General features: G+C 71.0%; 13 protein-coding genes and 2 tRNA genes. 8 read left to right on the plus strand and 7 right to left on the minus strand.

Features of this window, described 5'->3' with window-relative positions; genetic code table 11:
* Positions 1-8 precede the first annotated feature (8 nt).
* The 4 genes from SPK54_RS00680 to SPK54_RS00695 are packed head-to-tail and all read left to right on the plus strand — an operon-like array spanning position 9 to position 5,921.
* Complete coding sequence (locus SPK54_RS00680) at positions 9-893, plus strand: DUF58 domain-containing protein (RefSeq protein ID WP_330946022.1); 885 nt, start codon at positions 9-11, stop codon at positions 891-893.
* Entirely contained in the window at positions 890-2,038 is a 1,149-nt protein-coding gene (locus tag SPK54_RS00685; RefSeq protein ID WP_330946023.1) for a BatA domain-containing protein, read from the plus strand. Before SPK54_RS00680 ends, SPK54_RS00685 begins: the two co-directional genes overlap by 4 nt.
* Positions 2,035-4,152, plus strand: a complete 2,118-nt coding sequence (locus SPK54_RS00690; protein WP_330946024.1) for a hypothetical protein — start codon at positions 2,035-2,037, stop codon at positions 4,150-4,152. Before SPK54_RS00685 ends, SPK54_RS00690 begins: the two co-directional genes overlap by 4 nt.
* Positions 4,149-5,921, plus strand: a complete 1,773-nt coding sequence (locus tag SPK54_RS00695) for a carboxypeptidase regulatory-like domain-containing protein (protein ID WP_330946025.1) — start codon at positions 4,149-4,151, stop codon at positions 5,919-5,921. The genes SPK54_RS00690 and SPK54_RS00695 overlap by 4 nt, the downstream gene beginning before the upstream one ends.
* A 4-nt stretch (positions 5,922-5,925) precedes the next feature.
* Here SPK54_RS00695 and fur read toward each other — a convergent pair whose 3' ends face one another.
* Entirely contained in the window at positions 5,926-6,324 is a 399-nt protein-coding gene (gene fur / locus SPK54_RS00700) for a ferric iron uptake transcriptional regulator (RefSeq protein ID WP_330946026.1), read from the minus strand.
* Positions 6,325-6,468: 144 nt separating this feature from the next.
* Between fur and bamE the strand changes: the two genes are divergently transcribed.
* Positions 6,469-6,861 carry an outer membrane protein assembly factor BamE gene (bamE, locus tag SPK54_RS00705; RefSeq protein WP_330946027.1) on the plus strand — a complete coding sequence of 131 codons (393 nt, stop codon included), beginning with the start codon at positions 6,469-6,471 and terminating at the stop codon, positions 6,859-6,861.
* Between the two features lie 17 nt (positions 6,862-6,878).
* Here the strand turns inward: bamE and SPK54_RS00710 are convergent, their stop codons facing one another.
* Both SPK54_RS00710 and SPK54_RS00715 read right to left on the minus strand, forming a co-directional pair.
* The gene (locus SPK54_RS00710; RefSeq protein ID WP_330946028.1) at positions 6,879-7,160 is read right to left on the minus strand and encodes an RnfH family protein; all 282 of its coding nucleotides are present in this window, start codon (positions 7,158-7,160) and stop codon (positions 6,879-6,881) included.
* On the minus strand, positions 7,160-7,591 hold the full coding sequence (locus SPK54_RS00715) for a type II toxin-antitoxin system RatA family toxin (protein WP_330946029.1): 432 nt from the start codon (positions 7,589-7,591) through the stop codon (positions 7,160-7,162). Before SPK54_RS00715 ends, SPK54_RS00710 begins: the two co-directional genes overlap by 1 nt.
* A gap of 59 nt (positions 7,592-7,650) precedes the next feature.
* Here SPK54_RS00715 and smpB point away from each other — a divergent pair, with 59 nt between their 5' ends.
* The gene (gene smpB / locus SPK54_RS00720) at positions 7,651-8,145 is read left to right on the plus strand and encodes an SsrA-binding protein SmpB (protein WP_330946030.1); all 495 of its coding nucleotides are present in this window, start codon (positions 7,651-7,653) and stop codon (positions 8,143-8,145) included.
* Positions 8,146-8,266: 121 nt separating this feature from the next.
* On the opposite strand, the gene SPK54_RS00725 is transcribed toward smpB, so the two are convergent.
* The 4 genes from SPK54_RS00725 to SPK54_RS00740 form a co-directional block, all read right to left on the minus strand.
* Positions 8,267-8,342: transfer RNA gene (locus SPK54_RS00725), tRNA-Glu, on the minus strand.
* Between the two features lie 23 nt (positions 8,343-8,365).
* Positions 8,366-8,441: transfer RNA gene (locus tag SPK54_RS00730), tRNA-Ala, on the minus strand.
* Between the two features lie 57 nt (positions 8,442-8,498).
* Positions 8,499-8,981 (minus strand): DUF1249 domain-containing protein, encoded by a 483-nt coding sequence (locus SPK54_RS00735; protein ID WP_330946031.1) that lies wholly within the window; start codon positions 8,979-8,981, stop codon positions 8,499-8,501.
* Positions 8,982-9,077: 96 nt separating this feature from the next.
* Entirely contained in the window at positions 9,078-9,899 is an 822-nt protein-coding gene (locus SPK54_RS00740) for a pyruvate, water dikinase regulatory protein (protein WP_330946032.1), read from the minus strand.
* An 80-nt stretch (positions 9,900-9,979) separates the two neighbouring features.
* Between SPK54_RS00740 and ppsA the strand changes: the two genes are divergently transcribed.
* Positions 9,980-12,364, plus strand: a complete 2,385-nt coding sequence (ppsA, locus tag SPK54_RS00745) for a phosphoenolpyruvate synthase (RefSeq protein WP_330946033.1) — start codon at positions 9,980-9,982, stop codon at positions 12,362-12,364.
* 109 nt (positions 12,365-12,473) lie between these two features.
* Complete coding sequence (locus SPK54_RS00750) at positions 12,474-12,851, plus strand: CopL family metal-binding regulatory protein (protein WP_330946034.1); 378 nt, start codon at positions 12,474-12,476, stop codon at positions 12,849-12,851.
* Positions 12,852-12,943: the final 92 nt, after the last annotated feature.

The following is a 12,943-nucleotide window of genomic DNA, read 5'->3' on the forward strand; positions in this document are numbered from 1 at the left end:
ACCCGCCGATGGTCGCGCCGCTGATCCCCCCCGACGTCCGCAGCCGGCTGCAGTCCCTGCGCCTGCAGGTGCGGCGTGCGCGCGGCGAACGCGGCATCGGCGCGCACCGCAGCCCCAGCCGCGGCGCCGGGCTGGAGTTCGCACAGTACCGCGGCTACGAGCCCGGCGACGAGCCGCGCCAGATCGACTGGAAACTCTATGCCCGCGCCGACCGCTTCTTCGTGCGCGAAGCCGAGCGCGAAAGCCCGCTGACCGTCTGGCTGCTGCTGGACGCCAGCGCCTCGATGGCGCAGGCCGACCAGGCCCGGCCCGACTGGCGCCGACTGGACGCTGCGAAATCCCTGGCCGCCTGCATTGCCGAGCTGGCGCTGGCGCAGGGCGACCGCTTCGGGCTGGTGGTGCTGGCGGAAAACGGCCTGCAGCTGCTGCCGCCCGGCCACGGCCCGCGCGGGCGCGACCGCTTGTGGTTGGCGCTGCATGCGGTGCAGGCGGGCGGCGGGTTTCCAGCGAACGAACGGCTGCACCCGCTGTGGGAGCGGATCGGCGGCCATGACCTGGTGGTGCTGCTCAGCGACGGTTTCGATGAAGGCGTCGTTGCGCTGGCCGAGACGCTGGCCAAGGCCGGCCGCGAGGTGCTGTTCCTGCAGCTGCTGACGGCGGAAGAACGCGACTTTCCGTTCGTCGGCGGGCATCTGTTCCGCGACCCTGAAACCGGCGAGCACCTGCCCGGCGATGGCCGCCTGCTGCGCGACGACTATCTGCGCCGCTTCGCGGAGGCGCAGCGCCAGCTGGATGCGCGCCTCGACGCCGCCGGCATCGCCCACGCCCGCCACGTGCTGGACGAGCCACTGGACCAGCCGCTGCGGCAGCTGTTCGCGCCGGGGCGGCCATGACCCTGTCCCTCCTGCTGCCCGCCGCGCTGGCGGCGCTGGCCAGCCTGCTGCTGCCGCTGCTGCTGCACCTGGCCCGGCGCGACAGCGTGCGCCCGCTGGATTTCGCCGCGCTGCGCTGGCTGCGCGCCCGCCCGCGTCCGCGCCGGCGGCTGCGCTTCGACGAATGGCCGCTGTTGCTGCTGCGCCTGCTGCTGCTCGCGCTGCTGGCGCTGTGGCTGGCGCGGCCGGTGCTGCACGGCGCGCCGGATATGCGCCCCGTGGTAGCGGTGATGCCCGGCGTACCGGCCGCGGCGCTGGCCGCGCAGTCGCTGCCGGAAGACGCGCGCCGCCACTGGCTGGCGCAGGGACTGCCAGCGCTGGACGCGCCCTCGCCTGCAACGCCGCAACCCATCGCCAGCCTGCTGCGCGAATTGGACGCGGACCTGCCGGCCGGCGTGCCGCTGGTGGTGCTGGCCACGGCCCGATTCGATGGCGCCGACGGCCGCATTCCGCAGCTGTCGCGCAAGCTGGACTGGCGGGTCGTCGATGTGGCGCCGGCCCCATCGAAGCCAGCCGCCGGACTCCCGCCGCCATCGCTTTACCTGCATGCCGATGCCGGGCACGCATACGCTCTGCGCCCGCTGCGCGCCGCTGCGCGTGCCTGGCAGGGGACGGTCTTCGACCTGGCCGCCGATACCGCACCGCCGGCCACCACGGCAGTCGCCGCATGGCTGGCCTCCGCGCCGATGCCGGCAACCCTGCAGGACTGGATTGCGCGCGGTGGCAGCGTTCTGCTGGCGCATGACGCTGCGCTGCCCGGCAACATCGCCCTGGCGCCGCTGCTGCACGATGACGCCGGCGTTCCGCTGCTGGAAAGCGGCCGCCTCGGCCGCGGGCGCCTGCTGCGCTTCCGCCAGCCGCTGCGACCGGCGGACATGCCGCTGCTGCTGGAGGCCGACTTCCCGCAGCGCCTGCGCGATGCGCTGGCACCGCCGATGCCGCCGCCCGGCCGCGCCGATGCGCGCGCCCACATGCCCGCGCTCGGCGCCCGCGCGCAGCCGCCCGCGCCGCGCGACCTGCAGCCGTGGCTGGCCGTGCTGATCGCGCTGCTGTTCGCGGTCGAACGCTGGCTGGCCACGGCCCGCCGCCGCGAAGCCAGCGCATGAGTGGCAACGCCCTTCCGCAAGCCGCCTGGCGCGCGGCGCGACTTCGCGCTATCGCCCTGCTTGCCGCGTTCGCGCTGCCGTGGCTGGCGGCGCTTGCCGCCCTCGCCCTGCGTCTGGGCGGACGCACCTCCGCGCTGGTGGTCGCAGCCGCCGGCCTGCTGCTCATCGCCTTCACCGCCATGCTGCAGTGGCGGCGTCGCGACCTGCGCTGGCTGCTGCGTGCGCTCAACGCGCGTGCCGACATGGAGGACAGCGCCGACCTGTTGGCCGCGGCGCCGCCCACCGGCACGCTGCAGCAGCTGCAGCGCCAGCGCCTGCAGCAGCGGCTGGCGGCGCATCCCGCCGACCTGCGCACCGCCTGGCCGTGGCCTCGGCTGGCGGTGTCGGTGCCGGGGGCTGCACTGCTGCTGGCAGGCGCGTTGCTGTGGCCGCAGCGCGCTCCGGATCTGGGGCGTCCGGCGCCTGGCGCCGCCATCGCAACGTCACCCTTGCGGCTGGCATCCAGCCAGCTGCAGATTGCGCCGCCTCGTTATACCGGCCTTCCCGTGCGCCGCGTCGGCACGCTGTCGGCGTCCGCCCCGCAAGGTACCCAGCTGCGCTGGACGCTGACATTCAGCGGCACGCCGGGCCGCGTCGCGCTGGTCTTCCTCGATGGCCGGCGTCTTCCGCTGCAACAGCGCGGGAACGACTGGCAGGGCGGGCTGCGGCTGGACGCCTCCGCGCTCTACCGCATCGAACTCGACGGCCGCCTGCTGGATGCCGACAAACCGCATCGCCTCGACGCGCTTCCCGACCGCCCGCCGCAGCTCAAGGTGCTGGCCCCGGCGCGCAGCCTGAGCCTCGCGCCGCCGACGCAAGCCGGCTGGGAGCTGGCCTTCGAGGTGGAGGACGACTACGGCGTCGCCACGCAGGCCACGCTGCAGCTCACGCTGGCGCAGGGCAGCGGCGAGAACATCACCTTCCGTGAGCTCAGCCTGCCGCTGCAGGGGCAAGGCAGCCGCCTGCGCCGTCGCTTCAGCCACCGGGTGGCGCTGCCCACTCTTGGCCTGCAGCCGGGCGACGACCTGATCGCGCGGCTGGTGGCGCAGGACAATCGCAGCCCGCAGCCACAGGTCGCGCGCAGCCCCGCGCTGATCCTTCGCCTCCAGGCTGCGGCCAGCGAGGAGTCAAGCGGCATCGAAGGCGTGGTCAAGCGCGTCCTGCCCGCGTATTTCCGCAGCCAGCGGCAGATCATCCTGGACGCCGAAGCGCTGCTGAAGCAGAAGCCCAAGCTCGCGAGCGAGCGCTATCTGCAGAAGTCCGATGGCATTGGCGTCGACCAGCGCATCCTGCGCCTGCGCTACGGGCAGTTCCTCGGCGAGGAAGCGGAAGGCGAGCCCAGCCTGCCCACCGCCGACGAAGACGGACACGACAACGAGACCGGCGACCACGCCGGCCACGACCATCCCGCGCCTGCGCCCGCCAGCACCTTCGGCCAGGACGTCGACCTGCTGGAAGCCTACGGCCATACCCACGACCACGCCGAAGCCGCCACCCTGCTCGACCCGCAGACCCGCGCCACCCTGAAACTGGCGCTGGACCAGATGTGGCAGTCCGAACTGCAGCTGCGCCAGGGCCATCCCGAACGCGCCCTGCCGTTCGCCTACAAGGCACTCGGGCACATCAAGCAGGTGCAGCAGGCGGAACGCATCTATCTGGCACGGGTGGGTCCGCAGCTGCCGCCGATCGACGAGAGCCGCCGCCTGGGCGGCAAGCGCGAAGGGCTGGCGCCGCGCCCGGACCCGCTGCGCACCGCGCCGCCCGCCGAGGCCGGAGTCGCGGCGCTGTGGCAGCAGCTGGACGCGGTGCCGCCGCGCCCGATGTCCGCACCCGCGCTGGAGGCACTGCAGGCCTGGTTGCGCCAGCACGGCCAACGCGTCGCCGACCCGCTGGCGCTGCAGGCCGCGCTGGATGCCCTGCGGCGCGATCCCGCCTGCAAGGCATGCCGCGAGCGCCTGCGCGCCCTGCTGTGGCCGCTGCTGCCCGTGCCGCCGGCAGCGGTCGCGCGCCGGCCCGCGCCCGACGCGCAGGGGCAGCGTTACCTCGATGCGCTGGATGCGGAGGCGAAGCAATGACCGCAGTCATGCCCGAGGTCCTCACCGCCGGCGTGCTGGCGCTGGCCGCGCTGCTGGCCTGTACGCGCCTGCTGCATGGCCACCAGCGCCGTGATCGCAGCCAGACCACGCCGCGCTGGAAGCTGCCGCTGCTGCTGGCCGCGCAGCCGCTGTTGGCGGCGCTGCTCTACTTCGGCCTGTTTCCGCCGGCGCGGCCGATCGATGCCAGGGTGATGACCGTCTACACCGCGGGCGCGAAGTCCGGCGCGGCCGATGCCGGCACGCTGCGCATCGCGCTGCCCGAAGCACCCGCAGGCATCGGCGCGGAGCCGGCGCCCGACCTCGCCACCGCCCTGCGACGCCATCCCGGCGTGCGCGGCCTGCGCATCGTCGGCAGCGGGCTTGATGTGCGTGACCGGGAGGCCGCCCGCGGCCTTCCGCTGCGCTTCCATCCCGCATCGCGCCCGGTCGGGATCATCGACCTGAAGGCACCGGCGACGGTGGCGCCCGGCAACGCCTTCAGCGTGCGTGGGCGGGTTGGCGGCATCGAGGCCGGCACGCTGGAACTGCTGGACCCCGCCGCGCGCGCCATCGCTAGCACGGCCGTGGCGGCGGATGGCGGTTTCATCCTGCAGGGCGTGGCGCGCAGCGGCGGCTCGTTCTCTTTCCAGCTGCGCCTGCGCGATGCGGAAGGTCAGGTCCGGGACAGCGTGCCCCTGCCGCTGCAGGTCATCGCACCCGTTGCGCCGCGCCTGCTGGTGCTGGCCGGCGCGCCCGATCCGGAGCTGAAGTACCTGCGCCGCTGGGCGCTGGATGCCGGCGTCGGCCTGCATACGCGGGTCAGCGTCGGTGCCGGTCTGGTGCTGGGCGACGCGCCGCTGCCGCTGGACGCCGACACCCTCCGGCGGTTCGACGCGGTGCTGCTGGATACCCGCAGCCTGCAGGCGCTGGGCGAGGCCGAGCTGCGCGCGCTCACCGCCGCCATCCGCAACGGACTGGGCGTGCTGCTGCGGTTGGATGCGCCGCTGACGCCAACGTCGCGCTCACGCCTGCGCCACTGGGGTTATAGGGTGGATGCCGGCGCCCGCAGCGCACCTGCGCAGCTGGCGAACACCTCGCTGCAGCCCACTGCCGAGCACGCCCTGCCCGGCCTGAGCCGGACCGTGGTGACCGTGCAAGCCGGCGATGCGCTGCCGCTGCTGCGCGATGCGCGGGGGCAGCCGCTTGCGTGGTGGCGTCCGCTGGGGCGCGGCCGCGTGGGGCTGGTTGCGCTGGCCGACAGCTACAGGCTGCCGCTGGCTGGCCATGCTCCCGCGCACGCGCGCCTGTGGAGCGGCCTGCTCGCGGGCATCGCCCGCCCGGCCATCGCCGCCACGCAGGCGCCGCCTTCCGGACCGTTCTGGGCCGGCCAGCGGGCGGTGCTGTGCGGCATCGATCACGCCGCTGCGGTGATCGCGCCCGACGGCAGCCGCATATCGCTGGCCGTGGATCCGGCGGCCGGCGCACGCCGCTGCGCCGCGTTCTGGCCGCGCACGCCCGGCTGGCACCGGTTGCAGACCCGAGCCCTGCAAACTGCATTTGCCGTGCTGCCGGCCGACGCAGGCCAGGCCTGGCAGGCGCAACGCCGGTTCGATGCCACCGCGGCGCTGGCTTCGGATGCGCCCGCCCCGCGGGCCTCGCCGGCCACCGTCACCCAGCGCGGCGCAGCGTGGCCGTGGCTGGCCGCATGGCTGGCGCTGGCGACGCTGGTCTGGTGGCTGGAACGGCGGCGGGCGTCGCCGCAGCCGTAGTGACTCAGCGCTTCTTGCGCACGTACAGCACCAGCGCGTGGTCGGCGATCTCGTAGCCGTGCTCGGCGGCGATCTTCTGCTGCAGGCGCTCGATCTCGTCGCTGTGGAACTCGATCACCTTGCCCGTGTCCACATCGACCATGTGGTCGTGGTGTTCGCCCCGGTCCAGCTCGTAGACGGCGGTGCCGCCCTCGAAGTTGTGCTTGAGCACCAGGCCGGCGGATTCGAACTGGGTCAGCACCCGGTAGATCGTGGCCAGGCCGATTTCCTCGGACTCCGCCAGCAGCTGGCGGTAGATGTCCTCGGCGGTCATGTGCCGCGGCTTGGCGTGCTCCAGCAGTTCCAGGATGCGCAGCCGCGGATGGGTGACCTTGAGCCCGGCCTTGCGAAGATCCTGCGACATCGACATCTCTCCGTGAACAATCCAGTGCCGCCTGCCGGCATGTGAACGCCGCCGCCGCGCCCCGCGCCAACGCAGCTTGCGGCGGGCCGATGCGACGTGCCGGGAGTGTATCATCGGCACCTCCGCCACTGCCCCGCCCTGCCGATGCGCAAGCTGCTCGTACTCTTCCTTGCAACCCTGCTGGTCAGCGGCTGCGGCCTGCTGTACCGGCAGCCGGTGTTCCAGGGCAACCTGCTCGACAAGACCGCGGTCGACCAGCTGCAGGCGGGGATGGACCGGCAGCAGGTGATGGTGCTGCTGGGCACGCCGTCGATCCGCGACCCCTTCCACCACGACCGCTGGGACTACGTCGCCAGCCAGCGCATCGGCCGCACCGGCAAGCCGGAAGTGAAGACGATGACGCTGTGGTTCGAGAACGGCCAGCTGTCGCGCTGGGAAGGCGAATATTTCCCCGAGCAGGATTCCGAGCTGTCGCGCAACGCGATCCGCTACTTCGGCCCGAACCTGGCCAAGGACAAGAACAAGCGCCGCCGCTGAGGGCGCCCGGCGCCGCCTCAGCGGCCGCGCGTCCCGACGCGGGCCCCAGCCTTCCCCGCACGCAGCCGGCGCGCCTGCTTGGGGTCGCGTTGCAGCGGCCGGAGCAGCTCGACGCGGTCGCCCGGATGCAGCCGGGTCTCCCGCGAGGCGGCGACGCCGAACACCGCCAGCGCAACGAACCCGCCCTCCAGCCGCCAGCCGGCCGCGTCCAGCGCATCGCCGACGCGGGCGTCCGCCGCCACTTCCAGATCAACGCACTCGGCGCGATGCGGCCAAGCGCGCAGCAGCTGCACCCGCATCAGTCTGCCCTCTTGTCCGCCTCGCGCACGAAATCATCGACCATGCGGTCGGCCAGCCCCTGCATGCCCAGCTGCAGCGCGGGCGCCAGCAGGCGATTCTGCGGCTCGAAATCCAGCCGCAGCGACACCTTGCAGGCCGACTCGTCCAGCGCATGGAACTCCCAGCGCCCTTGCAGGCGCCGGAAAGGCCCATCGCGCAGCGCCATGTCGATGTGGTGCGGCGGGCTGAGCTGGTTCTCGGTGGTGAACCAGGTGTAGAACCCCCCGACGCCGAGGTCCAGCCGCGCCACCAGGCGGCCTTCTCCCTCCTCCAGCAACTGCGCCTGCCGGCACCAGTCGAAGCGGCGCGGGTAGGCGGCAACATCATTGACCAGTGCGAACATCCGGGACGCGGAATGTTCGACGAGGGCGCTGCGCAAAATGACGGGCATCGAAAGATCCGGGCCGGGAGGACGCACCGCGGCGCGTCCGGATCGGCGAGAATGGCGGGATGAGCAAGAAGAACGGCAAGGATAAGCCAAACGGCGGTGGCACCATCGCCCTCAACAAGCGCGCGCGCCACGAGTACAGCTTCGAACAGAAGTTCGAGGCCGGCCTTGCGCTGCAGGGCTGGGAACTGAAGGCGATCCGCGCCGGCCGCGCCAACATCGGCGATGCCTATGCGGTGGTGCTGCAGGGCGAACTGTTCCTGATCGGCGCGCAAATCACCCCGCTGATCCAGGCGTCGACGCATGTCGTCGCCAACGATCGCCGCACCCGCAAGCTGCTGCTGCACCGGCACGAGATCGACACCCTGATGGGCCGCATCCAGCGCGACGGCTACACATTGGTTCCCACCGCGTTGTACTGGAAAGGCAACAAGGTGAAGGTCGAGCTGGCGCTGGCAAAGGGCAAGCAGAGCCACGACAAGCGCGAGGCCAGCAAGGAGCGCGACTGGAACCGCGAGAAGCAGCGCCTGATGCGCCGGCACAACAAGGACGCCTGATCGCGCGCCGCGGGGCGCGCGCATCCATGCGCCGGTCAACGCGGGGAAAAACGCACAAACGAAAACGGCCGCCACTGGGGCGACCGCTTGCGTGTGTTGCGTCGTCTACCGATTCCGAAGGTGGCGTCCCCACGGGGATTCGAACCCCGGTCGCTACCGTGAAAGGGTAATGTCCTAGGCCTCTAGACGATGGGGACAGAACCGGAAACGCTTTGAAAAATGGTGGAGCCAGGCGGGATCGAACCGCCGACCTCCTGCATGCCATGCAGGCGCTCTCCCAGCTGAGCTATGGCCCCACGGGGCTGGAAAGACGCGCATTCTGGGGGTGAAATCGGGAACCGTCAAGCGTTTTCTCAACAAATTTTCAGCGCGTCTTCATCGACGTGCAGCGTGGCCACGCCGTGCCCGCGTTCGGCGAGGTACTGCAGCCACTTGCCGAGGAAGGTGTTCATGCGCAGGCGATGGTCGAGGATGCGCTGCGGCGGCGGATACATGCCGATCACGTCCTGCCAGCGGCTGCCCGCGTAGCAGTGCGTGGCCTCCACCTGGCGCGCATCGCGGTACAGGCGCAGGCTGGCCGACGGATCGGCCATGCCGGTCTGCGGATCGATGAGGCCGTAGCTCATGCGCAGCTCGCTGGTGTAGGCATGGCGCTCCACCACTTCCAGGCGCACGTCGAGGCCGTCGCCGATCAAGGAGACATACGTGCCGCAGCCGAGGTCGGAAACTTCGAACAGCCGCTGCAGCCGCGCGTGGTTTTCCGAGTACAGGCCCATCAGCCAGCCGAAGCGGCTGATGGCGGGAACGCGGGCGCGGCGTGCAAGTGCGGTGGTCATGGATCGATCGTACACGCCCGCCGGCGCGCGCGGCAGCATTGACGCATGCGCCGCGCAGGCACAGGCTGGCGGGGTCCCACGCGCCGCACGGAGCGGTCAGTACATCTCGCGATTGATGCCCAGGTGCTTCATCACCCGGCTGGCGATTTCCTCGATCGAGGCGTTGGTGGTGCTGAGCAGTTCGATGCCCTCCCGGCGCAGCATGGTCTCCGCCTGCGCGACCTCGCGCTTGCAGGTGTCCAGCTGCGCGTAGCGCGAATCCGGCCGCCGCTCCTGACGGATCTGGTGCAGCCGCTGGGGGTCGATGGTCAGGCCGAACAGCTTGCCGCGGTACTGGCGCAGCCTGGCCGGCAGGCGCTCGCCTTCCAGGTCTTCCGGCGTCAGCGGGTAGTTGGCCGCCTTCACCCCGTGCTGCAGGGCCAGGTAGACGCAGGTGGGCGTCTTGCCGGCGCGCGAGACCGCGACCAGGATCACGTCTGCATCCGAGTAGTCCGGCTTGACGCCGTCGTCGTGGGTCAGCGCGTAGTTCATCGCGTTGATGCGCTGGTGGTAGATGTCGAAGTCCACGATGCCGTGCGCGCGGCCGATCTGGGCCTCACGGCTGCGGCCCAGCTCCTGCTCCAGCGGGGCGATGAACGGCGCGAACACATCCAACATCAGCGCCCCGCTCTCGGCGAGCAGGATGTTGAGATTGGGGTCGACGCAGGAATTGACCACGATCGGCCGCAGCCCCCGCGCTGCGCCGGCGGCACGGATGCGCTCGGCGGCTTCCTTCGCCTTTTCCGGTGTATCCACGAACGGCAGCCGGTCGCTGGAGAAGCGCACGCCGCTGAACTGGGTCAGCAGGCTGTGGCCGATGGTTTCGGCAGTGATGCCGGTACCGTCGGAGACATAGAACACGGGTCGAGCGGATTCCATCGGGATTCCTCGCGGGCGCTCGGGGTAAAATAGCGGACTTCCGCGCGCTTGCGCCGCACACGCCCCCCACGGAGCCCGCCTTGAGCACCCCCGCCTCGACCAGCAACGTCCTCTGGTTGCACGACCTGCGCCTGTCCGACCTCGCCCAGGTGGGCGGCAAGAACTCCTCGCTGGGCGAGATGATCGGCCAGCTGGCCGACCTCGGCGTGTCGGTGCCGGGCGGCTTCGCCACCACCGCGGACGCGTTCAAGGCCTTCATCGCCCACAACGACCTGCACGCCCGCATCTACGACAAGCTGGCGACGGTCGACGTGGAAGACGTGTCGGCGCTGACCAGGGCCGGCGCCGAGATCCGGGCCTGGGTGATCGATGCACCGCTGCAGCCGCAGCTGGATGCCGACATCCGCGCCGCCTACGCGCAGCTGTGCACCGATGCGGGCGGCGAGGACATCGCGGTCGCGGTGCGTTCCTCCGCCACCGCCGAGGACCTGCCCGACGCCAGCTTCGCCGGCCAGCAGGAGACCTTCCTCAACGTGACCGGCGCCGACGACGTGGTGCGCAAGGTCAAGGAAGTCTTCGCCAGCCTGTACAACGACCGCGCCATCGCCTACCGCGTACACCACGGTTTCGCCCACGAGGACGTGTTCCTGTCCGCCGGCGTGCAGCTGATGGTGCGCTCCGACGTCGGCGCGTCCGGCGTGCTGTTCACCCTCGACACCGAATCCGGCTTCCGCGACGTGGTGTTCGTCACCGCCAGCTACGGCCTGGGCGAGATGGTCGTGCAGGGCGCGGTGAACCCGGACGAGTTCTACGTCTACAAGCCCACCCTGCAGCAGGGCAAGCCGGCGATCCTGCGCCGCTCGCTGGGCAGCAAGCAGCTGCGCATGGTCTATTCCGACGTGCCGGGCGAGCGCGTGCGCACCGAGGAGACGCCGGCCGGGCTGCGCGGCAAGTTCTCGATCACCGATGCCGACGTGGAGGAACTGTCCAGGCAGGCGCTGGTCATCGAGCAGCACTACGGCCGCCCGATGGACATCGAGTGGGGCAAGGACGGCCACACCGGCAAGCTGTACATCCTGCAGGCGCGCCCGGAGACGGTGAAGTCGCGCGCGCACGCCACCCAGATCGAGCGCTACACCCTGGGCGGCCGCGGCAAGGTGCTCTCCGAGGGCCGCGCCATCGGCCACAAGATCGGCAGCGGCACCGCCCGCGTGGTGCGCAGCCTGGACGACATGAACCGGGTGCAGCCGGGCGACGTGCTCATCGCCGACATGACCGACCCCGATTGGGAGCCAGTGATGAAGCGCAGCGCCGCCATCGTCACCAACCGCGGCGGCCGCACCTGCCACGCGGCGATCATCGCGCGCGAGCTGGGCGTGCCGGCGGTGGTCGGCACCGGCGACGCGCTGGATTCGATCCAGGACGGCGACACCGTCACCGTGAGCTGCGCCGAGGGCGACACCGGCTTCATCTACCAGGGCGCCCTGCCCTTCGAGCGCACCACCACCGACCTCGGCAACATGCCGCCGGCGCCGCTGAAGATCATGATGAACGTGGCCAACCCGGACCGCGCCTTCGACTTCGGCCAGCTGCCGAACGCCGGCATCGGCCTGGCGCGGCTGGAGATGATCATCGCCAGCCACATCGGCGTGCACCCGAAGGCGCTGCTGGAATACGCCAAGCAGGACGCCGACACCAAGGCGAAGATCGACGCCCGCATCGCCGGCTACGAAAGTCCGGTGGAGTTCTATATCGAGCGGCTGAAGGAAGGCATCGCGACGATCGCGGCCTCGGTGTATCCCAAGCCGGTGATCGTGCGCCTGTCGGACTTCAAATCGAACGAATACGCCAACCTGCTCGGCGGCTCGAAGTACGAGCCGCACGAGGAGAACCCGATGATCGGGTTCCGCGGCGCCTCCCGCTACATCGACCCCAGCTTCAAGGCCGCGTTCGCGCTGGAGTGCGTGGCGGTCAAGCGCGTGCGCGAGGCGATGGGCCTGGACAACGTGTGGGTGATGATCCCGTTCGTGCGCACGCTGGAGGAAGGCCGCCAGGTGGTCGAGGTGCTGCGCGAGAACGGCCTGGTGCAAGGCGAGCACGGGCTCAAGATCATCATGATGTGCGAGGTCCCGTCCAACGCGCTGCTGGCCGACGAGTTCCTGGAGATCTTCGACGGATTCAGCATCGGCTCCAACGACATGACCCAGCTCACCCTGGGCCTGGACCGCGACAGCGCCATCGTCGCCGGCCTGTTCGACGAGCGCGATCCGGCGGTCAAGAAGATGCTGTCGATGGCCATCCAGTCCGCCCGCGCCAAGGGCAAGTACGTGGGCATCTGCGGCCAGGGGCCCAGCGACCATCCGGATCTGGCGCAGTGGCTGATGGAACAGGGCATCGAATCGGTGTCGCTCAACCCGGACACCGTGGTCGACACCTGGCTGGCGCTGGCGAAGGCCAAGCACTGATCCTTGCCTTGCGCCACAACGGGCCTGCGGGAGGGGTACTCCCTCCCGGGCCTTCGCAGGCAAGCCTCCGGTTCACCCTTTGCCGTGCCGGGGCGGTAAAGTAGCGCGCATGGCACGCCTGTTCGGCCACCTGCTGCTTGCGTTCTGTCTGCTCCTCAATGGGGTCGGCGTGGCCGCGGCCGCAATCACCATGACGCTGGCCCATGCCGATCACGCCAGCCGCAACCATTCCGGCCAGAACCATTCCGGCCCGGCGGCCCCGGCGGATGCGACGCAAGACTGTCCGTCCCATGCGCAGGCGCCGACCGACACCGACTGCTGCGACCCCGGAAACTGCGATGGTGCCTGCGCCCAGCACGCCGTTGCCGCGCTTAAGCTGCTGCATGGCTTCGGCAGCGAAGACCTCGGTCCCGGCTACCAGACGGTGACCGCGCCGGCGCGCGCCGATCCGGCCCGGCGGCGGGCGGTCCGCCCACCGATCGCCTGAGCGCACGCTCGGCGGGGCAGCGTCGCGATGAAGCCGATGCATGGACTCCGCCACAACCGTCCTTGACCTTCCCCCCGGGGCAACCCCTATAC

This window comes from Thermomonas sp. LB-4 (assembly GCF_036409385.1).
Lineage (GTDB): Bacteria > Pseudomonadota > Gammaproteobacteria > Xanthomonadales > Xanthomonadaceae > Thermomonas.